This window comes from Klebsiella sp. JB_Kp004, assembly GCF_040065795.1.
In the GTDB taxonomy this organism is placed as follows: domain Bacteria; phylum Pseudomonadota; class Gammaproteobacteria; order Enterobacterales; family Enterobacteriaceae; genus Klebsiella; species Klebsiella quasipneumoniae.
Genome location: NZ_JBEAKW010000048.1, coordinates 36,867 through 62,601, shown reverse-complemented (window position 1 = coordinate 62,601; position 25,735 = coordinate 36,867). Strand labels below are relative to the sequence as shown.

Sequence of the window (25,735 nt, the reverse complement as noted above, 5' to 3'; positions counted from 1 at the left end):
ACCTTAGATCTTACAAGCGCCGCTTTCGCAGCCGTCGTCCTGGATGGACGGCGCCAGGTCATCCTGAGCGTCTTCAGCGCCATCACGGGTGTTGTGATAGTACAGCGTTTTGACGCCGAATTTATAGGCGTTGAGCAGGTCTTTCAGCAACTGCTGCATCGGCACTTTTCCGGAAGGGAAGCGCGTCGGATCGTAGTTGGTATTCGCAGAGATCGACTGGTCGATAAACTTCTGCATGATACCCACCAGCTGCAGGTAGCCGTCGTTGTTCGGCATTTCCCACAGCAGTTCGTAGGCGTTCTGCAGGTTTTCGTAGTCCGGCACCACCTGGCGCAGGATCCCATCCTTCGACGCTTTGATACTCACGTGGCCGCGCGGCGGCTCGATGCCGTTGGTGGCGTTGGAGATCTGCGACGAGGTCTCGGACGGCATCAGCGCGGAGAGCGTGGAGTTACGCAGGCCGTGGGTTTTGATGGACGCGCGAAGCGCTTCCCAGTCGTAGTGCAGGGCTTCGCTGACGATGCCGTCCAGGTCTTTTTTATAGGTATCGATCGGCAGGATACCCTGCGCATAGGTGGTTTCGTTGAACCACGGGCAAGCGCCCTGTTCGATAGCCAGTTCGTTGGAGGCCTTCAGCAGGTAGTACTGAATCGCTTCGAACGTTTTGTGGGTCAGGTTGTTGGCGCTGCCGTCGGAGTAGCGTTTGCCATGCTTCGCCAGATAGTAAGCGAAGTTGATCACGCCGATGCCCAGCGTACGGCGGCCCATTGCGCCGCGTTTGGCGGCCGGGATGGGGTAATCCTGATAGTCGAGCAGCGCGTCCAGGGCACGCACCGCCAGCACCGCCAGCTCTTCCAGCTCGTCGAGGCTGTCGATAGCCCCGAGGTTGAAGGCCGACAGGGTGCACAGCGCGATTTCGCCGTTTTCGTCGTTGACGTCTTCCAGCGGTTTAGTCGGCAGGGCGATCTCCAGGCACAGGTTAGACTGGCGCACCGGGGCGACCACCGGATCGAACGGGCTGTGGGTGTTGCAGTGGTCGACGTTCTGGATGTAGATGCGGCCGGTGGAGGCGCGCTCCTGCATCATCAGCGAGAACAGCTCAACCGCTTTAATGCGCTGCTTGCGAATGCTGTCGTCCTGCTCGTACTGGGTGTACAGGCGCTCAAATTCGTCCTGATCGGCGAAGAAAGCGTCATACAGGCCCGGGACGTCGGAAGGGCTGAACAGGGTAATGTCGCCGCCCTTCAGCAGACGGGTGTACATCAGCTTGTTGATCTGCACCCCGTAGTCCATGTGACGAACGCGGTTGGCGTCGGTCCCGCGGTTGTTTTTCAGCACCAGCAGGCTTTCCACTTCCAGATGCCACATTGGGTAGAAGAGGGTCGCCGCGCCGCCGCGTACGCCGCCCTGCGAGCAGGACTTCACCGCGGTCTGGAAATGTTTGTAGAACGGAATGCAGCCGGTGTGGAAGGCTTCGCCGCCGCGGATCGGGCTGCCCAGCGCGCGAATGCGGCCGGCGTTGATGCCGATGCCGGCGCGCTGGGAAACGTATTTCACAATCGCGCTGGAGGTGGCGTTGATGGAGTCCAGGCTGTCGCCGCACTCGATCAGCACGCAGGAGCTGAACTGACGGGTTGGGGTACGCACGCCGGACATGATCGGCGTCGGCAGCGAGATTTTAAAGGTCGACACCGCGTCGTAGAAACGCTTGATGTAGTCCAGACGCGTTTCGCGCGGGTAGTTAGAGAACAGGCAGGCAGCCACCAGAATATAGAGGAACTGCGCGCTCTCATAAATTTCGCCGGTGACGCGGTTTTGTACCAGATACTTGCCTTCCAGCTGCTTAACGGCAGCGTAGGAGAAGTTCATGTCGCGCCAGTGGTCGAGGAAACCGTCCATCTGCTGGAACTCTTCTTCCGTGTAGTCTTCCAGCAGATGATGATCGTATTTACCCTTCTCGACCATCTTCACCACGTGATCGTAAAGCGCCGGCGGCTCAAACTGGCCGAAGGCTTTTTTACGCAAATGGAAAATCGCCAGACGCGCGGCGAGGTACTGGTAATCCGGCGCCTCGCGGGAGATCAGATCCGCAGCGGCTTTGATAATGGTTTCGTGGATGTCCGCGGTTTTAATGCCGTCATAGAACTGGATATGCGAGCGCAGCTCTACCTGGGAAATCGAAACGTTATTCAGTCCTTCTGCCGCCCAATCCAGTACGCGATGGATTTTGTCGAGATTGATGCGCTCGGTGGTTCCGTCGCGCTTTGTCACCAGCAGACTCTGATTCATGTGGATTTTACCTGTCCGTGAAAGAAAATATCCCCCGTTTATCCACAGAAGGCCGTTGTGACTAACTCTGTGGATAAATACTATATGTAGGGGGTTGTCGATAAAAGGAACGCTATATGGTGAGTATTTTAGTAAGGAATCTTTTGAGTACAAGGGTTGATTTTGACGTTAAATTGAGGTTGCGGAAGGGTAATAATCCGCAAGTCCACGTCGCATAAGGCCTGGAGAAGAAGTCAATAAAACAGAAAAAAAAATGAAAATTTGATCGAGTGCTGATTTCTTCATCGGAAGAAATAATCACGCGGCTTGATGCCGCGCAATCATCATAAGCGCAGGTGCTGACGTCACGCTTTTTTGGCGCTGGTATGCAACATATAGTTAACATCAACCCCCGGCGCCAACTTGAAGGTGTTGGTCAACGGATTGTAATGCAGGCCGATGATATGCTGCTCTTTCAGAGAAGTCTGATCTACCCAGCCCAGCAGTTCGGCCGGCTTGATAAACTTTTTCACATCATGAGTGCCTTTGGGCACCATCTTCATGACATATTCCGCGCCGACCACTGCCATCAGCCACGCTTTACCGTTACGGTTGATGGTGGAGAAGAAGACCTGGCCGCCAGGCTTCACTAGCCGCGCGCAGGCGTGGACGACCGACTGTGGGTCAGGGACGTGCTCCAGCATCTCCATGCAGGTGACGACGTCATATTGCTGCGGATGCTTCGCGGCATGTTCTTCAACCGTTTCCTGAACATACTCCACCTGAATTCCGCTCTCCAGGGCGTGCAGTTTCGCCACCTGCAGCGGCTCGGCGCCCATGTCCAGCCCGGTGACCGTCGCGCCTTCGCGCGCCATGCTCTCGGCGAGGATGCCGCCGCCGCAGCCGACATCGAGGACTTTTTTACCGAACAGGCCGCCAGAGCGTTCGGCGATATAGCCCAGCCGCAGGGGGTTAATGCGGTGGAGCGGTTTGAACTCGCCCTCCAGATCCCACCAGCGCGAGGCGACGGCTTCGAATTTGGCGATTTCAGCATGATCGACGTTAGGGGCTACCGACGTTTTTTCGGCATTCATGGGCGCTTTTACTCCTTTTCTGTTCAGACCTGCGAGTATATCAGCAGCGCGCCATGAATAAACCGTATTGCTTTACCTCTCTTAGCGCGGCTGTGTTATAATTTGCGACCTTTGAATCCGGGATACAGTAGAGGGATAGCGGTTAGATGAGCGACCTTGCGAGAGAAATTACACCGGTCAACATTGAGGAAGAGCTTAAGAACTCTTATCTGGATTATGCGATGTCGGTCATTGTTGGCCGTGCGCTGCCGGATGTCCGAGATGGCCTGAAGCCGGTACACCGTCGCGTACTTTACGCCATGAACGTATTGGGCAATGACTGGAACAAAGCCTATAAAAAATCAGCCCGTGTCGTTGGTGACGTAATCGGTAAATACCACCCGCACGGCGACTCCGCGGTATACGACACCATCGTGCGTATGGCGCAGCCGTTCTCGCTGCGTTACATGCTGGTGGACGGCCAGGGTAACTTTGGTTCCATCGACGGCGACTCCGCCGCGGCGATGCGTTATACCGAAATTCGTCTGGCGAAAATCGCTCATGAGCTGATGGCCGATCTTGAAAAAGAGACGGTCGATTTCGTTGACAACTATGACGGCACGGAGCGTATTCCGGACGTCATGCCGACCAAAATTCCTAACCTGCTGGTAAACGGCGCCTCCGGGATCGCTGTCGGGATGGCCACCAACATACCGCCGCATAACCTGACGGAAGTGATCAACGGCTGTCTGGCCTATGTCGACGATGAAGACATCAGCATTGAAGGGCTGATGGCGCATATTCCTGGCCCTGATTTCCCGACCGCCGCCATTATCAACGGCCGTCGCGGCATTGAAGAGGCCTACCGCACCGGTCGCGGTAAAGTCTACATCCGCGCGCGCGCGGAAGTGGAAGTGGACGCGAAATCCGGCCGCGAAACCATCATCGTGCATGAAATTCCCTATCAGGTGAACAAAGCGCGCCTGATTGAGAAAATCGCCGAGCTGGTAAAAGAAAAACGCGTGGAAGGCATCAGCGCGCTGCGTGACGAGTCTGATAAAGACGGGATGCGCATCGTGATTGAAGTGAAGCGCGACGCGGTAGGGGAAGTGGTGCTCAACAACCTCTATTCCCAGACCCAGCTGCAGGTCTCCTTCGGCATCAACATGGTTGCTCTGCACCATGGCCAGCCGAAGATCATGAACCTGAAAGACATCATCGCCGCCTTCGTGCGCCACCGCCGCGAAGTAGTGACCCGTCGCACCATTTTCGAGCTGCGTAAAGCCCGTGACCGCGCGCATATCCTCGAAGCGCTGGCCGTGGCGCTGGCCAATATCGACCCGATTATCGAACTGATCCGTCGCGCGCCGACCCCGGCTGAAGCGAAAGCGGCGCTGGTTGCCCAGGCGTGGGATCTCGGTAACGTCGCGGCGATGCTGGAGCGTGCCGGTGATGACGCCGCGCGTCCGGAATGGCTGGAGCCAGAGTTCGGCGTGCGCGAGGGTAAATACTACCTGACCGAGCAGCAGGCCCAGGCGATTCTGGATCTGCGTCTGCAGAAACTGACCGGCCTTGAGCATGAAAAACTGCTCGACGAGTATAAAGAGCTGCTGGAACAGATCGCGGAACTGCTGCACATCCTCGGCAGCGCCGACCGTCTGATGGAAGTGATTCGCGAAGAGCTGGAGCTGATCCGCGACCAGTTCGGCGACGAACGTCGTACCGAAATCACCGCCAACAGCGCTGATATCAACATCGAAGATCTGATCAACCAGGAAGACGTGGTGGTCACCCTGTCGCATCAGGGCTATGTGAAGTATCAGCCGCTGACCGACTACGAAGCACAGCGTCGTGGCGGTAAAGGCAAATCGGCAGCGCGCATTAAAGAAGAAGACTTTATTGACCGCCTGCTGGTGGCCAACACCCATGACACCATCCTCTGCTTCTCAAGCCGCGGTCGTCTGTACTGGATGAAGGTTTATCAGCTGCCGGAGGCCAGCCGCGGCGCGCGCGGTCGTCCGATCGTCAACCTGCTGCCGCTGGAAGCCGATGAGCGTATCACCGCTATCCTGCCGGTCCGCGAGTATGAAGAGGGCGTCAACGTCTTTATGGCCACCGCCAGCGGTACCGTGAAGAAAACCGCGCTGACCGAGTTCAGTCGTCCGCGTTCCGCCGGCATTATCGCGGTGAACCTGAACGAAGGCGATGAGCTGATCGGCGTCGATCTGACCTCTGGTCAGGACGAAGTGATGCTGTTCTCCGCGGCCGGCAAGGTCGTGCGCTTCAAAGAAGATGCCGTTCGCGCCATGGGCCGTACCGCCACCGGCGTACGCGGCATTAAGCTGGCGGAAAACGACAGCGTCGTCTCGCTGATTATTCCGCGCGGTGAAGGCGCGATCCTGACGGTGACGCAAAACGGTTACGGTAAACGTACCGCCGCGGCTGAGTATCCGACCAAGTCGCGTGCCACCCAGGGCGTTATCTCGATCAAAGTCACCGAGCGTAACGGTTCCGTGGTCGGCGCCGTACAGGTGGATGATTGCGATCAGATCATGATGATCACCGACGCCGGGACGCTGGTGCGTACCCGCGTTTCCGAAGTGAGCATCGTGGGCCGTAACACCCAGGGCGTGATCCTCATCCGCACCGCGGAAGATGAAAACGTGGTGGGGCTGCAGCGCGTCGCTGAGCCGGTAGACGACGAAGAACTGGACGCCATCGACGGTAGCGCGGCGGAAGGCGATGACGATATCGCCCCGGAAGCGGATACCGATGACGACATCGCCGAAGACGAAGAGTAATCGTCCCAGGTAAATGTTCTGAAAGGGCCGGGTATTCTCCCGGCCCTTTTTGCATTAACATTGCGGCAAAGCCGGTTTACCGCTACTTTAACCCCATTCTGTTGAGTCCCTGACGGCCGAGCATCGCCACATTGAAATATCTTGCCTCTTTTCACACAACCCTGAAGGTTTCACGTTATCTGTTCAGAGCGCTGGCGGTATTGCTGTGGCTGCTGATTGCGTTTGTCTCTGTGTTTTATATCGTCAACGCGCTGCACGAGCGGGAAGCCGAGATCCATCAGGAGCTCAATCTCAACGCCGATCAGGCCCAGCGCTACATTCAGCGTACGGCGGATGTGATTAAAGAGCTGAAGTACGTCGCCGGTAACCGGCTTTCGGCAGGGGATGCGGTAGCGCAAGGGCAAAGCGGCGATATTGCGATCCCCAGCTTTGAACCCCTGTATCCTGACTCCGACTGCAGCGCGATGAGTAGCGCCTGGCGTAATTCGCTCCAATCGCTGGCGTGGTTTATGCGCTACTGGCGGGATAATTTCACCGCCGCCTACGACCTTAACCGCATCTTTCTCATCGGCAGCGATAACCTCTGTATGGCCAACTTTGGCCTGCGTGACGTGCCGATTGAGCGCGATCAGGCGCTGAAAGTCCTGCATCAACGCATTGAGCAATACCGCAATGCGCCGCAAAACGAGCGCGGCAACAACCTGTTCTGGATAAGCCAGGGCATGCGCCCCGGGGTGGGCTATTTTTACGCCCTGACGCCGATCTATATGGCCAATCGCCTGCAGGCGATGCTCGGCGTTGAGCAGACCATCCGCATGGAAAGCTTCTTTACGCCGGGCAGCCTGCCGATGAGCGTGACTATCTTCGACGATAACGGCCAGCCGCTGATCTCCCTGGCCGGCGCGGAAAGCAAAATCCAGAGCGAAGCGAAATGGATGCAGGAGCGGATGTGGTTTGGCTACAGCGCGGGTTTCCGCGAGCTGGTGCTGAAGAAAAGCCTCGCGCCGTCCTCCCTGAGCATCGTCTATTCCGTCTCGGTAGACCAGGTGCTGGAGCGGATCCGTATGCTGATCATCAACGCCATCGTTCTCAATATCCTCAGCGGCGCGATGCTGTTTGCGCTGGCGCGGATGTATGAGCGGCGCATTTTTATCCCTGCGGAAAATGACGCTCAGCGGCTGGAAGAGCATGAGCAGTTCAACCGCAAAATCGTGGCCTCCGCCCCGGTGGGGATCTGTATTCTGCGCACCCTCGACGGGACCAACATTCTCAGTAACGAGCTGGCGCACAACTATCTGAACATGCTGACCCATGAGGACCGCCAGCGGCTGACGCAGATCATCTGCGGCCAGCAGGTCAACTTTGTCGATGTGCTGACCAGCAACCATACCAACCTGCAGATTAGCTTTGTCCACTCGCGCTATCGCAACGAAAACGTGGCGATTTGCGTGCTGGTGGACGTTTCCGCCCGCGTGAAGATGGAAGAGTCGCTGCAGGAGATGGCCCAGGCGGCGGAGCAGGCCAGCCAGTCGAAATCGATGTTCCTTGCCACCGTCAGCCATGAGCTGCGCACTCCGCTGTATGGCATCATCGGCAACCTCGATCTGCTGCAGACCAAAGCGTTGCCGAAGGGCGTCGATCGCCTGGTGACGGCGATGAACAACTCCTCAAGCCTGCTGTTGAAAATCATCAGCGATATTCTCGATTTCTCCAAAATCGAGTCCGAGCAGTTGAAGATCGAGCCGCGGGAATTTTCCCCGCGCGAGGTCATGAACCATATCTCCGCCAACTATCTGCCGCTGGTGGTGCGCAAGCAGCTGGGTCTGTACTGCTTTATCGAACCGGACGTTCCGGAACAGATGTCCGGCGACCCGATGCGCCTGCAGCAGGTGATCTCCAACCTGCTGAGCAATGCGATCAAGTTCACCGACACCGGCTGCATTATCCTGCACGTCCAGTGCGCGGGGGATTATCTGCAGATTAGCGTCCGCGACACCGGAGAGGGGATCCCGGCGAAAGAGGTATTGCGCCTCTTCGACCCCTTCTTCCAGGTGGGGACCGGCGTGCAGCGCAACTTCCAGGGCACCGGCCTTGGCCTGGCGATCTGTGAAAAACTGATCAGCATGATGGATGGCGATATCGCCGTGGAAACGGAGCCGGGAATGGGCAGCCGCTTTACCATCCGCATCCCGCTGTATGGCGTGCAGAACACGCCGCAGATGACGGCGAACGGTTTCGCTGGCAAGACCTGCTGGCTGGCCATCCACAACACCTCGCTGGCGATGTTCGTCACCTCGCTGCTCAGCTATCACGGCCTCACGGTACGTCGTCATGCCGGAGAAACCCCGGACGCCGAGGATGTCTTACTCACTGACGATGAAGCGCTGAGCGGCTGGCAGGGAAGGGCGATGGTCATCTTCTGCCGTCGTCATATCGGTATTCCGCAGGAACGGGCCGCCGGCGAGTGGCTGCATAGCGTGACGACGCCGCATGAACTGCTGCCGCTGTTGGGGCGTATTTTCCACGTCGCGCTGGCCAGTGCGGACAATAGCCGGGCGCTGATGGCGCCGGAGGCGCAGGCCGGCAATAACGACGACATGATGATCCTCGTGGTCGACGATCATCCGATCAACCGGCGCCTGCTGGCGGATCAGCTGGGATCGCTCGGCTACCAGTGCGTGACCGCGAACGACGGGGTCGACGCGCTCAACGTCCTCAGCAAGCAGCACATCGATATCGTGCTCAGCGACGTCAACATGCCTAATATGGATGGTTATCGCCTGACGCAGCGCATTCGTCAGCTTGGCCTGACGCTGCCGGTGATTGGCGTCACGGCCAATGCCCTGGCGGAAGAGAAGCAGCGCTGTCTGGAATCGGGGATGGACAGCTGTCTGTCCAAGCCGGTGACGCTTGACGTGCTGAAGCAAACGCTGACGGTATATGCGGCGCGGGTACGTAAAGGGCGGGAATAACGGGGAACTCCGTCTCGCCGGGGCGAGACGGAGAGAGCGTAGGGTTACTCTTTGTCCGTCGCGCTCAGCGAGACGGAGGAGAGGTAGTTCAGCAGGGCGATGTCGTTTTCGACGCCCAGCTTCATCATCGCCGACTTTTTCTGGCTACTGATGGTTTTGATGCTGCGGTTAAGCTTTTTGGCGATCTCGGTCACCAGGAAGCCTTCGGCGAACAGACGCAGCACTTCGCTCTCCTTCGGCGACAGGCGTTTATCGCCATAGCCGCTGGCGCTGATTTTTTCCAGCAGACGAGAGACGCTTTCCGGGGTGAATTTCTTCCCTTTCTGCAGCGCGGCCAGCGCTTTTGGCAGATCGGTCGGCGCCCCCTGCTTGAGGACGATCCCTTCGATATCCAGATCCAGCACCGCGCTGAGGATCGCCGGGTTGTTGTTCATGGTCAGAACAATGATCGACAGATCCGGGAAGTGGCGCTTGATGTATTTAATCAGCGTGATCCCGTCGCCGTATTTATCACCGGGCATGGACAGATCGGTGATCAGCACATGGGCGTCCAGCTTCGGAAGATTGTTGATAAGGGCCGTGGAGTCTTCAAACTCGCCAACGACGTTCACCCACTCAATTTGCTCAAGTGACTTACGAATACCGAACAGTACGATCGGATGGTCATCGGCAATAATTACGTTCATAGTGTTCATGTATAAGGCTACCTTCTACAGCAAGCTCTTGACGTAAGCGTCAATGTCGCTGATATATTTTTCTATGCCTTGCGCATCCTTTTCGCGAATCAGATGCTCAAGCGTTTCACATAACTGTTTGCCGGGTATCAGATTAAGCATAGCAAATGCCCCTTTGAGGCGGTGGGCGGTTTGTGCCAGAGCAGCAAAATCGCCCGCTTCGATTTCAGTATACAATCTCTGAACATCATCCGGTACCGTATCGGCAAACAGTGCGTAATAGCCGCTGGCATGGAGTTCGGCGTTACTCTCGTTTCCTGAGGTGGCGGGCTGAACCGCCTCCTCCGCCAGCTGCTGCTCAATAAGCTGCAGGATAGCCTCCTGCATCGCCGTGCTAATATTAAAGTTGACCCGCAGTTGGCCCGGGCCGATTTTGCGTATCCCAACCTCATCATCGCTTAAAAGCAAGCCCGAAGCAGTAAGATTAGACGGATTATCCGTTAAATACAGATCGAACGCTTGACTTGTCGCCCGATCGTCCGGCGTGATGCAGGACGCCCCCCAGCTCTCCAGCTGGCGGGTGACAATCCGCCGCACTTCGCTGGAGGTCACATCCAGCAGGACGATAACGTCATCCAGCAGATGTTCTCCCGCCTCTGGCGCCTCTTCGCTGGCCGGCATTTTCAGATGCAGGCTATAGCGAGTCCCCAGCGACTCCCGCGCTTTGATGGTCAACTGCCCGCCCAGCTTGCGCGTCATGCGGTCACATAACCAGAAGGTGAGGGCGTTCGCTTTGCCGTACAGATCGCTCTGGGTCTCATTGAGATACGGGAAGTGCATATTGTCGATCTCGTTAGCCGAGACCCCGTTGCCGGTATCGAGAATGCGGAAGGTCAGGCGATCGCTGGCCGACTCTTCCTGGCAGACGTCGAGGGTGATCTTGCCGATCGGCGTGGTGGTGACGGAATACTGGATCAGCAGCACCAGCGTGCGCCGCAGCGCTTCACGGTCGCCATAGCGTTGCTCGCCGGTAGGCAGCGCGTTATTGATAAGCAACTGCAGCCCCTTGCGCTTCATCGCCGGCAGCACCTCCGGTACGACGTCGTCGATCAGCCCCTGCACCGAGAACAGCGACTGGCTGGTTTTCCAGGCATCGCTTTCCAGCAGGTTAGCCAGCTGAATGTCATCGATCAGTGTGACCAGCTCATCGGCATGCTGCGCCAGCGTCCGGTTCTCCGCGCCGTCGAGCGCCGCTGCCTCGGCCGCCAGGTTCAGGGCGGGCTGCTTCAGGGCGCTGCCGATATGCTGCATAAAGGCCGCCCGGCCCTGCTGGTTTTTCTCATACAAGCGCTGGGCCTGTTTGAGCTTTTTATTGACCAGCACTTCGCGGTCTTGGTCTCGGATAATCAGGATCTGCGTGCGCGGCGCTACCTGGCTGCGATACTGGCGGATCTCATACTGTTCGTTGTTGACGGTGGCCTGGATCACCCCCTGATGCTGGTCCGCCATGTTGGTGATGTTCTGCAGGTTCAGGTGCGGAAGCAGATGGTCGGCAATCGGGTTGCTGATCACCGTTCGGTTGGCTTCCTGATCGTGGACGAGCAGCCCCAGCGGCAGCAAAGACACAATTTCTTCATTAATGGCGCGCAGTAAACGCAGTTCGCTATTGGCGGCGGAGGGGAGCCCGGCGCCCGAGGCGCTGCTGCGTCCTTTATAATGCCGAAAGGTGGTGAAACCGAACAGGGCCAGCGCCAGCAGGCCGATGTTAAGCAGGAGCGGCAGAAGAATGTTCTGCAGGGACTCCAGCAGCATGGTGCTCATCGGGACCGTCCACAGCACCTGCATACCGGTGGTGCTGATGTCGGTGGCGATGTCAATCTGCATGCCGTTGAAGGTGATCCCGATATGATCGCTAGCCTCTTTCTCGGGGCTGGCGGCAACATTTTGCGAGGGATCAGGCTCGATACGGAAGCTGTCCAGCGCCATGCCCGGCGGGATCAGATCGTTAATCGGCAGGTCGAAGGCGACCACTGTCGCCAGGTGTCCTGGCTGATTGAAGGTAGTACGTAACGTAAAGTAGTGCGCGTTCTGCCAGGCAAGATGGCGCAGCGGCGAGAAGGTCTCGCGCTCATCAAGGGTATTGGCCTGCAGCAGCATTTCCGCGCGCCGGGATTCCACCACGCTGCTGATGGTTGACTCTTTAAAGCTTGAGGAGAGGTCCTTCAACGGCAGGGTGGAGATGAGAATCAGGCTATTATCCAGACCATTGAGATAGTACATCGACCACGGAATGGTCTCCGCGCCCCACAAAATATCCAGATAATCGGACATTTTCTGCGTCATCTCGAGGGTCGAGCTGTCGTGGGAGCCAAAGATCAGGGCTTCGGTTTTACGTCGGGGCTTCTCCAGATAGTACACGTCCTGCTTTAAACGCGTCTCCTGCAGGCCGCCGCTGGCGGTGTTGGAAGAGGTGGCGGCGATATTGTCGTAGATTTGCCAGGTGGCATAGCGCCAGGTATCAATACGCTGGTGCAGGGCATGGGAGACATCAACCACCTGATAGCTCTTCTCTTTCAGCCAGGCATTGACGGCGCTTTGAATCATCACCCCCATCGTCGCCAGCAGGACAATAACCATCAAAATGAAGAAGCGGCTGATGTTGCCGGGGATCAGAGAGAATTTTTTCGGGGTCATCTTGTGGCTGAACGACTCATCATTGTTTGTAAACAGGATGTAGCGCCAGAGTAACTGGCAACAAAGCAGATGCTGCAGGCAGTATAAAGGCTAATGGCGTAAATCCATACTACAGATTGGCGCCAGCGGCGCGATACCGCCCAGGAATTATCTTAGAAACGAAGCGTAAATGAAACCGCGTCCGCAAGGCTGACAGCTGACGATATTGGCAGAAACAAAAGCGAAGAATCGCACGAAATAACAAGACATTGGCAGAATAAGTACGAAAGGCGGCCTAATTGATTGATTAATAGTCGTTAGGGAATCATTGGCTGTAGCACAGATAAATTAAAGTTGTGTAAAGAAGGGTAAAAAAAACCGGATGCGAGGCATCCGGTTGAAATAGGGGTAAACAGACATTCAGAACTGAATGACGGTAATAAATAAAGTTAATGATGATAGCGACTCTTATTTTAGTCACCAATGATCATTTTGTTTTACCATTCAGTGCTATAGGCTTGGTTTTGTATATCATATTGATTTTGAATGGCTAAATAATTTTTTTGATTATAAGTGCGTATTTCCCTGGCCATTTTGGGGTGAAAAAAAGTTCCGCTGCATTTACAAATTGAAACATCTTGTGGGAACTTTGAAACATCTTAGAAGTTTTAGTATCATATTCTTGTTGGATTATTCTGCATTTTGCAGCACAATGAAATAGCCGACTGATTAGAAGGGTAATCAGTAAGCAGTGGCATAATAAAAGGCATATAACAAACAGAGGGTTAATAACATGAAAGTTAAAGTACTGTCCCTCCTGGTACCGGCTCTGCTGGTAGCAGGCGCAGCAAATGCGGCTGAAATTTATAACAAAGACGGCAACAAATTAGACCTGTACGGTAAAATTGACGGTCTGCACTACTTCTCTGACGACAAGAGCGTCGACGGCGACCAGACCTACATGCGTGTAGGCGTGAAAGGCGAAACTCAGATCAACGACCAGCTGACCGGTTACGGCCAGTGGGAATACAACGTTCAGGCGAACAACACTGAAAGCTCCAGCGATCAGGCCTGGACTCGTCTGGCATTCGCCGGTCTGAAATTTGGCGACGCGGGCTCTTTCGACTACGGTCGTAACTACGGCGTAGTATACGACGTAACGTCCTGGACTGACGTTCTGCCGGAATTCGGCGGCGACACCTACGGTTCTGACAACTTCCTGCAGTCCCGTGCTAACGGCGTTGCAACCTATCGTAACTCTGACTTCTTCGGTCTGGTTGACGGCCTGAACTTTGCTCTGCAGTACCAGGGTAAAAACGGCAGCCCGAGCGGTGAAGGCGCTCTGTCTCCGACCAACAACGGTCGTACCGCTCTGAAACAGAACGGCGACGGTTACGGTACCTCTCTGACTTATGACATCTTTGATGGCATCAGCGCTGGTTTCGCATACTCTAACTCCAAACGTCTTGGCGACCAGAACAGCAAGCTGGCACTGGGTCGTGGCGACAACGCTGAAACCTACACCGGCGGCCTGAAATACGACGCGAACAACATCTACCTGGCCACTCAGTACACCCAGACCTACAACGCAACTCGCGCTGGTTCCCTGGGCTTTGCTGACAAAGCGCAGAACTTCGAAGTGGTTGCTCAGTACCAGTTCGACTTCGGTCTGCGTCCGTCCGTCGCTTACCTGCAGTCTAAAGGTAAAAACCTGCAGAATAACTTCACAGGTGTAAACTACGGCGACCAGGACATCCTGAAATATGTTGACGTGGGCGCGACCTACTACTTCAACAAAAACATGTCCACCTATGTTGACTACAAAATCAACCTGCTGGATGAAAACGACTTCACTCGTAAAGCCGGTATCTCTACCGACGACGTGGTTGCCCTGGGCCTGGTTTACCAGTTCTAAGTTGCAAGCTGTATAACAAAAAGGCGCCTCTGGCGCCTTTTTTTATGTCTGGTTTAACCTCGCTGGTATACTCTTGTCGCCCTGGTAAGAGGAGCCTCGATTAATGGATATGACTTTCTTTCGCGCCGCGCTGTTGGGCGCCTGCGTACTGTTCTCTGGCTGCGATTCAGCCACCACTCCCGCGACACCCGCTTCAACGGCCACCGTACTGGATGGTAAAACGATGGGCACCTTCTGGCGGGTCAGCGTTATCGGTGTGGATGAGGCAAAGGCCCAGGCGCTGCGCGCCAAGGTTCAGGCCCAGCTGGACGCCGACGATCGCCTGCTGTCGACCTGGAAAAACGACTCGGCGCTGATGCGTTTCAACCACGCGGCGGATACCCGGCCCTGGCCGGTGAGCGAAGCGATGGCGGACATCGTGAGCCTGTCGCTGCGGATTGGCGCCAAAACGGACGGCGCGATGGACATCACCGTGGGGCCGCTGGTCAATCTGTGGGGCTTTGGCCCGGATAAACAGCCGGTCGCCACCCCGGATGCGCAGGCGATCGCCGCTGCGAAAGCACGCACCGGCCTGCAGCATCTGCAGGTTATCAATCAGAGCGGCAGGCAGTTCCTGCAAAAAGATATTCCCGATCTGTTTGTCGACCTCTCCACCGTGGGGGAAGGCTATGCCGCCGACCACCTTGCGCGCTTGATGGAGCAGGAGGGGATCTCCCGCTATCTGGTGTCGGTGGGCGGGGCGCTGGTCAGCCGCGGGATGAATGGCGAAGGCAAGCCCTGGCGGGTGGCGATCCAGAAACCGACCGACCGGGAAAACGGCGTTCAGGCGATTGTCGACATCAATGGCCACGGCATCAGCACCTCCGGCAGCTATCGCAACTACTATGAACTCGACGGGAAACGTATCTCACACGTCATCGACCCGCAGACCGGGCAGCCGATAACCCATAAGCTGGTCTCGGTGACCGTTATTGCGCCAACGGCGTTGGAGGCGGACGGCTGGGATACCGGGCTGATGGTGCTGGGGCCGGAAAAAGCGCAGCAGGTGGTGCGCGAGCAGGGGCTGGCGGTCTACATGATCGTCAAAGAGGGGGAGGGCTTTAAAACCTGGATGTCGCCGCAGTTCCGTACCTTCCTCGTCGGCGAAAAAAATTAAAAAGCAAGATTGCGGGTTTTTTGCGGCGGGCTTTACCGCAGACTGAGGATACACTTACAGCAGGAGACCCGTGATGAAACCGATAGTTGCCGATACTGATGACCGCCGCTGGCAGGCGGTCTGCGAGCGTGATACCCGGGCCGATGGTCAGTTCGTCTTTGCGGTACTGACCACCGGCATCTGCTGCCGTCCCTCCTGCCGCTCGCGGCGCGCGCGGCGGGAAAACGTGCGCTTTTTTGCTGACGTCGCTGCTGCCGTGGCGGCGGGATTCCGCCCCTGCAAACGCTGCCAGCCGGATAAAGCCTGCCCGCAGCAGCAAAGGATCGATAAAGTGGCGCAGGCCTGTCGCTTGCTGGAGCAGGAGGCGCCCCTGACCCTCGAGGCGCTGGCGCGCGAGCTGGCGGTTAGCCCGTTTCATTTCCACCGTTTATTCAAATCCGTGACCGGTATGACCCCCAAAGCCTGGCAGCAGGCGTGGCGCGCGAGACGCCTGCGGGAGGCGCTGGAGCAGGGGAATCCGGTGACCCGCGCCGCGCTGGCTGCCGGCTTCCCCGACAGCAGCAGCTATTATCGCCAGGCCGATGCCGCCTTAGGGATGACCGCCAGCCAGTTTCGCCGCGGCGGCGCCGCCGCCGTGGTGACCTGGACGACGGGCGACTGCGCGCTGGGCCGCTGCCTGGTGGCGCAAAGCGAACGCGGCGTCTGCGCCGTGCTGCCGGGTGATAACGATGCTGCATTGCTCGACGATCTGCGCCAGCGCTTTCCCCGCGCCGAGCTGCGCCAGGGCGACCCTGAGTTTCGTCGTCAGATGGCGGAGATTTTCGCCCACCTCGACGACAGCCGGCGGCCGGTGTCGCTGCCGCTGGATCTGCAGGGCACCGCGTTCCAGCTGCAGGTCTGGCAGGCGCTGCGGCAGATCCCGGCGGGCGAGACCCGCAGCTACCGCCAGGTGGCGGAGCATATTGGCCAGCCGCGGGCGGTAAGAGCCGTGGCCGGCGCCTGCGCGGCGAATTCGCTGGCGGTGATCGTTCCCTGCCATCGGGTGGTGCGTGAGAATGGCGCGCTGTCCGGTTATCGCTGGGGAACCGCGCGAAAAGCGCAGCTGCTGGCGCGCGAGGCGCAACGAGAGGAGGAGTAATGCTCGATCTGTTTAGCGATACCCCACCGTGGCAGGAGCCGCTGGCCCCCGGCGCGGTGGTCCTTCGGCGCTTTGCCCGCGAGCGCGCTCCGGGGCTGCTGCAGGCGATTGCCGACGTCGCCCGTCAGTCGCCGTTTCGTCAGATGGTCACGCCGGGCGGGTACACCATGTCGGTGGCGATGACCAACTGCGGCCGGCTGGGCTGGACCACCGATCGCCACGGCTACCTCTACGCCCCGGTCGACCCGGTAACTCATCACACCTGGCCGCCGATGCCGGCCGTATTCCGTGAACTGGCGCTGGCGGCAGCCGCGGCCGGCGGCTATCCGGGCTTTTCCCCCGACGCCTGTCTGATTAACCGCTACCAGCCCGGCGCAAAGCTGTCGTTGCATCAGGATAAAGATGAACAGGATCTGCGGGCGCCGATCGTCTCGGTCTCGTTGGGCGTGCCGGCCATCTTTCAGTTTGGCGGGATGCAGCGCAGCGACCCGCTGCAGCGGCTGCTGCTGGAGCATGGCGACGTGGTGGTCTGGGGCGGGGAGTCGCGCCTGTTTTATCATGGCGTTCAGCCGCTGAAAGCGGGCCATCATCCCGAGACCGGAGACTGTCGATATAACCTCACCTTTCGGCAGGCGGGCCGTCCCGGCGATTAAAATAAGAATTATTCTTGATGTCACCGGCGAGCCGTTTAAACTGCTGGCTGTTTTGCTTTTCCGGATAGCCTGTTATGGAACTTCTTTCTCTCGTCTGGCGCCAGTATCGCTGGCCGTTTCTGGGCGTTATTGCCCTCAGCCTGCTCAGCGCCGCGCTGGGTATCGGCTTAATCGCCTTTATTAACCTGCGCCTGATCGCCACTGTCGATACCTCGCTGCGGGTGCTGCCGGAATTTCTTGGCCTGCTGGGGCTGTTGATGGCGGTGACCCTGGGCTCGCAGCTGGCGTTGACCACCCTCGGCCACCATTTTGTTTATCGCCTGCGCGGCGAGTTTGTGAAACGCATCCTCGATACCCAGATTGAACAGGTGGAGAAGATCGGCAGCGCGTCGCTGCTTGCCGGGCTGACCAGCGATATCCGCAATATTACCATCGCCTTTGTACGCCTCCCTGAGCTGGTGCAGGGGATCATTCTCACCTTCGGCTCCGCCGCTTATCTGGCCTGGCTGTCAGGAAAAATGATGCTGGTGACGGCCCTGTGGATGGCGCTCACCATCTGGGGCGGTTTTGTGCTGGTGTCGCGGGTCTACAGACATATGGCCAGCCTGCGCGAAACGGAAGATAAGCTCTATCACGACTACCAGACGGTGCTGGAAGGGCGCAAAGAGCTGACCCTCAACCGCGAGCGCGCGGAGTATGTGTTTAATCAGCTCTACCTCCCGGACGCCCGTGAGTACCGGCACCACATCGTTCGCGCCGATACCTTCCATCTCAGCGCGGTCAACTGGTCGAATATTATGATGCTTGGCGCCATCGGGCTGGTGTTCTGGATGGCCAACAGCCTCGGCTGGGCCGATACCGCCGTGGCGGCGACCTACTCCCTGACGCTGCTGTTTTTGCGCACGCCGCTGCTCTCCGCCGTCGGCGCGCTGCCCACGCTGCTGAGCGCCCAGGTGGCGTTCAACAAGCTGCGCCAGTTCTCCCTCGCCCCGTACCGGGCCGATTTCCCCCGGCCGCAGCCGCAGGCTGACTGGCAGACGCTGGAGCTGCGCGATGTCACTTTCCATTATCCGGACCATCGCTTTGCGGTAGGGCCGCTTAATCTGACGCTAAAACGCGGCGAACTGGTGTTTCTGATCGGCGGCAACGGCAGCGGCAAGTCAACCCTGGCGATGCTCCTGACCGGCCTGTATCAGCCGGTTTCCGGTCAGATTCTGGTGGACGGCCAGCCGCTGGCGGCGGATAAACCGGAGGCGTACCGCAAACTGTTCTCCGCCGTGTTTACCGACGTCTGGCTGTTCGACCGTCTGCTCGGGCCGCAGGGTGAGGAGGCCGATCCGGCGCTGGTGGCAACGTGGCTGGAGCGTCTGCAAATGGCCCACAAGCTGCAGCTGGAAAACGGTAAGATCGGTGACCTGCGGCTGTCGAAAGGGCAGAAGAAGCGCGTGGCGCTCCTGCTGGCGCTGGCCGAGTCCCGGGATATCATTCTGCTGGATGAATGGGCGGCGGATCAGGATCCGCATTTCCGCCGCGAGTTCTACCAGGTCCTGCTGCCGTTGATGAAGCAGATGGGGAAAACCGTGTTCGCCATCAGCCATGACGATCACTACTTCCAGCACGCCGATCGCCTGCTGGAGATGCGTGCCGGGCAGCTGTCAGAGCTCACCGGCGAAGAGCGGGCGCAGGCCTCCCGCGATGCGGTGGCCCGCACGGCCTGATTCACGCTGCGCGCCCGGGGAAAGCCCGGGCGCCGCTGAAATTTTCAGCGTCTACATTGCTGACGGTTATTATTTCCCCCTCCTCGCGCTATGCTTAAGGCTTCCGGCCTGCAGGCCGGCTCACTATTCTCAAAAGGATTGCCCGACCGATGTCCGTTTTGCATAAAAAAAGCGCCCGCTTGCGTGACGAAGAGCGCGCCCGTCTGATTTGGCTCTTGAGCACCGATAAAGCGGTGACCTCTGCGCTGCTGGGCAAACTGACGCTGGCAGAACGTTACGATGAAGGTACGCTCGCCGATGACCTGGCCGAAGTGGAAATCCTGGTCTCGCATCTGCCGCCGCCGGATCTCGCCGATGCGCTGGAAGCGCTCCCCTATGACGCCCGCACCGCGCTGTGGTGCCAGGTGCCCGACGATAAACGCGGCGAAGTGCTGCTGGAAGCCTCAGAAAACGTCTGGGGCGACCTCATCGATAAGATGAGCGACCACGAGCTGCTGCAGGCGATGCAGCCGCTGGATATCGATGAACAGGTTTACCTGCTGCAGCATCTGCCGCGCAACCTGACCGGACGGTTGCTGGCGACACTGCCGGCCGAGAAGCGCGCCCGTATTCGCCAGATCATGCGCTACGCCGACAACAGCGTCGGGTCGATCATGGAGTTTGAGGTCATTACGGTGCGGCCGGAGGCCACCCTGGCGGCGGTCCAGCGCTATTTGCGGCGTCTCGGTAAAATGCCGGAGAACACCGACAAACTGTTTGTCACCACCCGCAATAAGCTGCTGCTCGGCGAGCTGGAGCTGCAGACCATTCTGCTCAACGATGCGCAGAAGCGGGTGGGGGAGGTGATGGAGGGCGATCCGGTCACCTTTCAGCCGCACGAAGAGGCGGAGAAGGTGGCGCGCACCTTCGAACGTGATGACTTGCTCAGCGCCGCCGTTATCGATGCCGATGGTAAGCTGATCGGCCGTCTGACCATCGATGAGATCGTCGATGTGGTCTATGAAGAGACCGACAACGATCTGCGGCGGATGGGCGGTCTGAGCGATGAAGAAGATGTCTTCGCTCCGGTCAGCAAGGCGGTGAAAACGCGCTGGGCGTGGCTGGCGGTCAACCTGTGTACGGCGTTTATCGCTTCCAGGGTCATCGACGGCTTCGAACACACCATTTCTCAGCTGGTGGCGCTGGCCTCGCTGATGCCGATCGTCGCCGGGATCGGCGGCAATACCGGCAACCAGACGATCACCATGATCGTCCGGGCGATGGCGCTGCAGCAGATCCAGCCCGGCAGCTTTACCTTCCTGATCCTGCGTGAAATGGGCGTTGCGCTGATTAATGGCCTGGTGTGGGGCGGGATCATGGGGGGCATCACCTGGTGGCTGTATGACGATCCGCAGCTTGGCGGAGTGATGACGCTGGCCATGATGCTCAACCTGCTGATGGCGGCGATGATGGGCGTCATAATCCCGATGGTCATGGTGAAGCTGGGGCGCGACCCGGCGGTCGGCTCCAGCGTGATGATCACCGCTATCACCGACACCGGCGGCTTCTTTATTTTTCTGGGGCTGGCGACGCTGTTTCTGATGTAGCCTGCGCTTTTGCCCGCAGGCGGCGGGGGATGATCGCCATCGCGGCGATCCCCGCCAGCACGCCAATCGCCAGATTGCTGGTTCCCACCGTCGCGGCGACGGTCACCAGCATCACCAGCGTTTCCGGCCACGGATTGCGCGCCAGCTCGCCCGGGCGAATGCTGTGCCAGCTAAAGGTCTTCACCGCCACGATCACCATCACCCCGGCCAGGACCGCCATCGGGATCTTCGCCATCACCTGGCTGAGCGCTGTCACCAGCAGGAGCAGCACCAGACCGGCGATCGCCGTAGAGAGACGGCTGCGGGCTTTGCCCATTTCCACGTTAACGATGGTCTGGCCGATCATCGCGCAGCCCGCGATACCGCCATAACAGCCGGCGAGGATGTTGGCGATACCCAGCCCGGCGCTCTCCCGCGATTTATTCGACGGCGTATGGGTCAGGTCATCCACCAGCTTAGCCGTCAGCAAAGACTCCATCAGGCCGACAAAGGCGATGCTGAGGGCGCACGGCCAGATAATCTGCAGCGTGGCAAGATTGAGGGGAACGGTCAGGGCGGTGAATCCCGGCAGGCCGCCGCTCATCGAGCCTTCATCGCCGACGGTCGGCAGCAGCTGGCCGGTGGTGACGGTATAGAGAGTGAGCGCGACGATGGCGATCAGCGGCGCCGGGATAGCCTTAATAAAGCGCGGCGCCCACAGGACGATAAGCAGCGTGAGGATAAACAGGCCGACGATGAGCGGCTGACGGCTCCAGAAGTGCGGCACCTGGGCAAAGAAAATCAGGATCCCGAGGGCGTTGACGAACCCGGTCATCACCGCCGGGGGGATAAAGCGCATCAGGCGCGCCATGCCGCACAGACCAAACAAAATTTGAATAATACCCGCCAGAATGACGGCTGGCAGAATGTAACCCACGCCGTGCTGATGCACCATCGGGCCAATGACCAGCGCTACTGAGCCCGCGGCCGCGGTGACCATCGCCGGGCGTCCGCCGAGTAGCGACATCGCCAGACAGAGCACCACGGAAGCAATCAGGCTCACCTGCGGGTCAACGCCGGCGATGACAGAAAACGAAATCACTTCCGGGATTAACGCCAGGGCGGTGAGCACGCCGGCCAGGGCTTCGCGCGTCAGCAGCGACGGAGAACGGAGGATGGTGCGCAGGTTGCCGGAAGCGGCGGAGTCAGAAACTGGAGGCATAAAAAAAGTTCGCAGCTTATAAAAAAAGGAGGAGCGGTGTCAGACCCTGCTTCCGTGCGGTCTGTCACAAAACCAGGGATGATAGCGCGGAATCTACCAGCGCACCAGTACAAAAAGTGATTTGCTGTATACATTTATTAAACATTTTTATAACGGATCTCAAAACAGAACTTAAAATTTAAACAATATTTAAATTTTTGAGCTTCGGTGGTAACGTGAGGGGTGAGAATCGTATCACCTGCGCTAAATAAAAACAGCGAGTAAAGTAAGGCTCAAATCCGATGAATAAAAAGATGGCCGTACCACGCTCACAGGCGGTTGGTCCCAACAGCACTCGGACCAACACCCGCCATGAGCAAGAGACGGATGTATTGTTGATTGGCGGCGGCATTATGAGCGCCACACTGGGAACCTGGCTGCAGGAGCTTGAGCCAGACTGGTCTATTACCATGGTTGAGCAGATGTCCAGCGTGGCGGAAGAGAGCTCAAACGGGTGGAACAATGCGGGGACCGGCCACGCGGCGCTGATGGAGCTGAACTACACGCCGCAGACCGCCAACGGCATCAATATCGACAAAGCGGTCGACATCAACGAAGCCTTCCACATCTCGCGTCAGTTCTGGGCGCATCAGGTGACGCGCGGCGTCCTGAACAAACCAAAATCATTCATTAACAGCGTGCCGCACATGAGCTTTGTGTGGGGCGAAGATAACGTCAACTTCCTGCGCGCGCGCTATGCGGCTCTGCAGCAGAGCGAACTGTTCCGCGGCATTCGTTACTCTGAAGACCATCAGCAGATCAAAGCCTGGGCGCCGCTGGTGATGGAAGGTCGCGACCCGCTGCAAAAAGTGGCCGCCACCCGTACGGAAGTGGGAACCGACGTCAACTATGGCGAAATCACCCGCCAGCTGATCGCCAGCCTGCAAAAGCATGATAATTTCTCCCTCCAGTTGGGCACCGTGGTGCGTCGCTTCAAGCGCAACGCCGACAAGAGCTGGACGGTCACCCTGGCGGATGCCGACAACCGTCGTCAGAAGCGGGTTATTAAAGCCAAATTTATCTTTATCGGCGCCGGCGGCGCGGCGCTGACCCTGCTGCAGGAAACCGGCATTCCGCAGGCCAAAGAGTATGCGGGCTTTCCGGTCGGCGGCCAGTTCCTGGTCTGCGAAAATCCGGAGGTGGTAAACCACCATCTGGCGAAGGTATACGGCCAGGCCGAAGTGGGCGCGCCGCCGATGTCGGTGCCGCATATCGATACCCGTATTATCGACGGTAAACGCGTGGTGCTGTTCGGGCCGTTTGCGACCTTCTCGACCCGCTTCCTGAAGAACGGTTCGCTGTGGGATCTGCTGGCCTCGACCAATACCTCGAATATCCTGCCGATGCTCAACGTCGGCCTGGACAACTTCGATCTGGTGAAATATCTGATTAGCCAGGTGATGCAGAAAGACAAAGATCGTCTGGCCGCGCTGTGCGAATACTATCCGGAAGCGCGGAAAGAGGACTGGCGGTTGTGGCAGGCCGGTCAGCGCGTGCAGATCATCAAGCGCGATGCGAAGAAGGGCGGGGTACTCCGCCTGGGCACCGAAGTGGTCAGCGATGACGAAGGCACCGTCGCGGCGCTGCTCGGCGCATCGCCAGGCGCCTCCACCGCGGCGCCTATCATGCTGCAGCTGATGGAAAAAGTGTTTAAGGACAAAGTTAATTCGCCGGAATGGCAGGCCAGGCTGAAGGCGATCATCCCGACCTACGGTATTCGCCTTGATGGCAACCCGGCGGAGATTGAGAAAGCGCTGGCGTGGACCAGTGAAGTGCTGGAGCTGAAATATGAGCCAGCCGCGGCGATGGATGAAGCCCCGCAGGCGGAGCTGAAGCCGCTGAGCGGCGGCAAGCCGATAGCGGATATCGCGCTCTGACAAAAACGGCAGCCTGCGGGCTGCCGTTTTTTTATTGCCGTTTTAATGGCGCGCCTTAGCGGACCTCGGCGTTACCGATAGTCTCCTCAGCGCGCCAGATGCGATATTTCACATCGACATTGGTCGGCGTGTAGACGACGATCGGCAGCTTGCTGTTGTAGCGCAGCATGGCGTCATCGCCGAGGCCGGCAGTCACAAATTTCTTCGTTTTCTTGCCGTCCGGGCAGGCCATCATGGTGGATACCGGGCCGCTCAGCTTATCAAAAACATAGTAGTCATAACCCCAGCCTTCCAGGGTTTTGCTTTCCAGCTCCCCGCCAAGACGATGGTGGTTGCAGTCAACTTCCAGCGTCTGGCCGATCATCAGCTCAACCTTCAGCGCCGATTCATCCTGCTGCTGCGGCAGCTGAATAACCTGACGCTTCATGCCTTTTTCCGCTTTCGGGAACGGCGCGACTTTTTCCAGCGGCTGGTCTGCGGCCAGGGCGCCGGCAGACATGCAGGCGGCGGTCAGCAGAGAAACGGCTAGCGTAGTGATTTTTTTCACGGTTGATCATCCTTTATTTTCGTTCCTGACAGAGATAGCCTATCATCACTTTGCTAAATGTTAAGATTTATTTACCAATTTTTGCAAAATGAATAGTGTTATCTACTGGTAAGACATCGGCCGCCCAGAGCGCAACAGGGGCGCTGGCAGGCCGCCAGAGGCCAGCCGGTGAAATTATTCATTACGGCTATTTTTCGCTTCCTCAATAAATTCTTCATCGATTTCATCGGTGTTGCCAGCGTGTTCCCGCCCCGACAGCAAATTCCAGCAGGCGATAAACAAGGCGGCGATCAGCGGGCCGATAACAAAGCCGTTAATACCGTAGATCTCCATGCCGCCCAGCGTGGCGATCAGGATCAGGTAGTCCGGCATTTTGGTATCCTTGCCCACCAGCAGCGGACGCAGAATGTTGTCCACCAGGCCAATCACAATGACAAAGAAGCCGACAATAAAGGCGCCCTGCCACAGCTGGCCGGTGGCAAAAAGGTAAATCGCCGCCGGCACCCAGATAATGGCCGAGCCTACCGCCGGGATAAGCGACAGGAACGCCATCAGCGCGCCCCAGAGAATGCTGCCGTCCAGACCGGCGATCCAGAAGGCAAAGCCGCCCAGCGCCCCCTGCGCCAGCGCCACGGCGACGGTGCCTTTTACCGTGGCGCGGGCCACCGCGGCGAACTTAGCGAACAGGTGCTGCTTCACGTAACTGGATAACGGCAGAGATTCGAGGATCAACAGCACCAGGTGAGGGCCATCCTTCAGCAGGAAGAACAGCAGGTAGAGCATAATGCCGAAGCTGACGGTGAAGCCAAAGGTGCCTTTACCAATCAGAAACGCGCTGCCGGCCAGATACTGGCCGCCTTTCAGGGCGACATCGGAGAGCTGCTGCTGGATCTGCTGCGCGCTATCCAGGTTATGTTCGGCGAGGAAGCTTCTGGCCCAGCCGGGGAGGTGGGCGATCAGGCTGGCGACCACCGTCGGGAACTGGGTATCGTTATGCTGCAGTTTGCTGTACACCACGTTCAGCTCGTAGGCCAGTGACGACAGGATAATCGCCAGCGGCGTGAACACGATAAGGCAGATAATGACGATGGTCATCAGCGCCGCAAGGCCGTTACGTTCGCCGAGGCGGGTGCGCATCTTGTTTTTGACCGGATTGAAAATCACCGCGAGGATGGCGGCCCAGAGGATGGCGGAATAATAGGGTGAGAGAACATCAAAAAAGGCCAGGGTTACAATGAAGACGATAAGGATGAAAAATCCTTTGGTAAGTCCATTAACTCTCATGTCATCCGCTCCTGCTTATGAGTCATACGGTCGAATAATAGATGCTACGACGTAATTTACCATCAGGATAGTCGTACTCTATACGCTGTGGCGCGGAAAGGGCACAAATTCAACGAGCTGGGGAGAACAGGCGTAAAAGAGGGGCATAAAAAAACCAGCC

16 protein-coding genes are annotated in these 25,735 nt (G+C 58.0%); 9 read left to right on the top strand and 7 right to left on the bottom strand.

Annotation, left to right across the window (positions count from 1 at the left end):
* Window positions 1–3: 3 nt before the first annotated feature.
* Both nrdA and ubiG read right to left on the bottom strand, forming a co-directional pair.
* On the bottom strand, window positions 4–2,289 hold the full coding sequence (nrdA, locus tag ABLX76_RS22365) for a class 1a ribonucleoside-diphosphate reductase subunit alpha (RefSeq protein ID WP_048297918.1): 2,286 nt from the start codon (window positions 2,287–2,289) through the stop codon (window positions 4–6).
* Window positions 2,290–2,633: 344 nt separating this feature from the next.
* A complete protein-coding gene (gene ubiG / locus ABLX76_RS22360) occupies window positions 2,634–3,362 on the bottom strand; it encodes a bifunctional 2-polyprenyl-6-hydroxyphenol methylase/3-demethylubiquinol 3-O-methyltransferase UbiG (protein ID WP_023290485.1) in 729 nt (242 codons plus the stop codon).
* A gap of 146 nt (window positions 3,363–3,508) precedes the next feature.
* On the opposite strand from ubiG, the gene gyrA reads away from it, so the two are divergent.
* Together gyrA and rcsC are read left to right on the top strand one after the other, a co-directional pair.
* Window positions 3,509–6,142 carry a DNA topoisomerase (ATP-hydrolyzing) subunit A gene (gyrA, locus tag ABLX76_RS22355; RefSeq protein WP_004201688.1) on the top strand — a complete coding sequence of 878 codons (2,634 nt, stop codon included), beginning with the start codon at window positions 3,509–3,511 and terminating at the stop codon, window positions 6,140–6,142.
* 131 nt (window positions 6,143–6,273) lie between these two features.
* The gene (gene rcsC, locus ABLX76_RS22350; protein WP_023290484.1) at window positions 6,274–9,114 is read left to right on the top strand and encodes a two-component system sensor histidine kinase RcsC; all 2,841 of its coding nucleotides are present in this window, start codon (window positions 6,274–6,276) and stop codon (window positions 9,112–9,114) included.
* Window positions 9,115–9,158: 44 nt separating this feature from the next.
* Here rcsC and rcsB read toward each other — a convergent pair whose 3' ends face one another.
* Together rcsB and rcsD are read right to left on the bottom strand one after the other, a co-directional pair.
* On the bottom strand, window positions 9,159–9,809 hold the full coding sequence (gene rcsB / locus ABLX76_RS22345; protein ID WP_002913007.1) for a response regulator transcription factor RcsB: 651 nt from the start codon (window positions 9,807–9,809) through the stop codon (window positions 9,159–9,161).
* Window positions 9,810–9,824: 15 nt separating this feature from the next.
* Window positions 9,825–12,482, bottom strand: a complete 2,658-nt coding sequence (gene rcsD / locus ABLX76_RS22340) for a phosphotransferase RcsD (protein ID WP_285199109.1) — start codon at window positions 12,480–12,482, stop codon at window positions 9,825–9,827.
* A gap of 772 nt (window positions 12,483–13,254) precedes the next feature.
* Between rcsD and ABLX76_RS22335 the strand changes: the two genes are divergently transcribed.
* From ABLX76_RS22335 to mgtE, 6 genes are all read left to right on the top strand, one after another.
* On the top strand, window positions 13,255–14,376 hold the full coding sequence (locus tag ABLX76_RS22335; protein WP_348875319.1) for a porin OmpC: 1,122 nt from the start codon (window positions 13,255–13,257) through the stop codon (window positions 14,374–14,376).
* Between the two features lie 103 nt (window positions 14,377–14,479).
* Window positions 14,480–15,532, top strand: coding sequence for an FAD:protein FMN transferase ApbE (gene apbE / locus ABLX76_RS22330; protein WP_348875318.1), 1,053 nt, complete (start codon window positions 14,480–14,482; stop codon window positions 15,530–15,532).
* A gap of 73 nt (window positions 15,533–15,605) precedes the next feature.
* Window positions 15,606–16,670: a bifunctional DNA-binding transcriptional regulator/O6-methylguanine-DNA methyltransferase Ada gene (ada, locus tag ABLX76_RS22325; protein ID WP_241516568.1), complete on the top strand. Its 1,065-nt coding sequence runs from the start codon at window positions 15,606–15,608 to the stop codon at window positions 16,668–16,670.
* Complete coding sequence (gene alkB / locus ABLX76_RS22320) at window positions 16,670–17,323, top strand: DNA oxidative demethylase AlkB (RefSeq protein ID WP_261902164.1); 654 nt, start codon at window positions 16,670–16,672, stop codon at window positions 17,321–17,323. Before ada ends, alkB begins: the two co-directional genes overlap by 1 nt.
* A gap of 74 nt (window positions 17,324–17,397) precedes the next feature.
* The gene (locus ABLX76_RS22315; RefSeq protein ID WP_072420976.1) at window positions 17,398–19,041 is read left to right on the top strand and encodes a multidrug ABC transporter permease/ATP-binding protein; all 1,644 of its coding nucleotides are present in this window, start codon (window positions 17,398–17,400) and stop codon (window positions 19,039–19,041) included.
* A gap of 149 nt (window positions 19,042–19,190) precedes the next feature.
* Complete coding sequence (gene mgtE, locus ABLX76_RS22310; protein ID WP_023290477.1) at window positions 19,191–20,627, top strand: magnesium transporter; 1,437 nt, start codon at window positions 19,191–19,193, stop codon at window positions 20,625–20,627.
* Here mgtE and ABLX76_RS22305 read toward each other — a convergent pair.
* Entirely contained in the window at window positions 20,590–21,828 is a 1,239-nt protein-coding gene (locus ABLX76_RS22305; protein ID WP_348875317.1) for a SulP family inorganic anion transporter, read from the bottom strand. The two genes, mgtE and ABLX76_RS22305, sit on opposite strands and share 38 nt — an antisense overlap.
* Window positions 21,829–22,109: 281 nt before the next feature.
* Between ABLX76_RS22305 and mqo the strand changes: the two genes are divergently transcribed.
* On the top strand, window positions 22,110–23,744 hold the full coding sequence (gene mqo, locus ABLX76_RS22300; protein ID WP_032453547.1) for a malate dehydrogenase (quinone): 1,635 nt from the start codon (window positions 22,110–22,112) through the stop codon (window positions 23,742–23,744).
* A 55-nt stretch (window positions 23,745–23,799) separates the two neighbouring features.
* Here the strand turns inward: mqo and eco are convergent, their stop codons facing one another.
* Both eco and ABLX76_RS22290 read right to left on the bottom strand, forming a co-directional pair.
* Window positions 23,800–24,291 (bottom strand): serine protease inhibitor ecotin, encoded by a 492-nt coding sequence (gene eco, locus ABLX76_RS22295; RefSeq protein WP_023290474.1) that lies wholly within the window; start codon window positions 24,289–24,291, stop codon window positions 23,800–23,802.
* A gap of 174 nt (window positions 24,292–24,465) precedes the next feature.
* Window positions 24,466–25,575, bottom strand: coding sequence for an AI-2E family transporter (locus ABLX76_RS22290; protein ID WP_032453546.1), 1,110 nt, complete (start codon window positions 25,573–25,575; stop codon window positions 24,466–24,468).
* Between the last annotated feature and the right edge of the window lie 160 nt (window positions 25,576–25,735).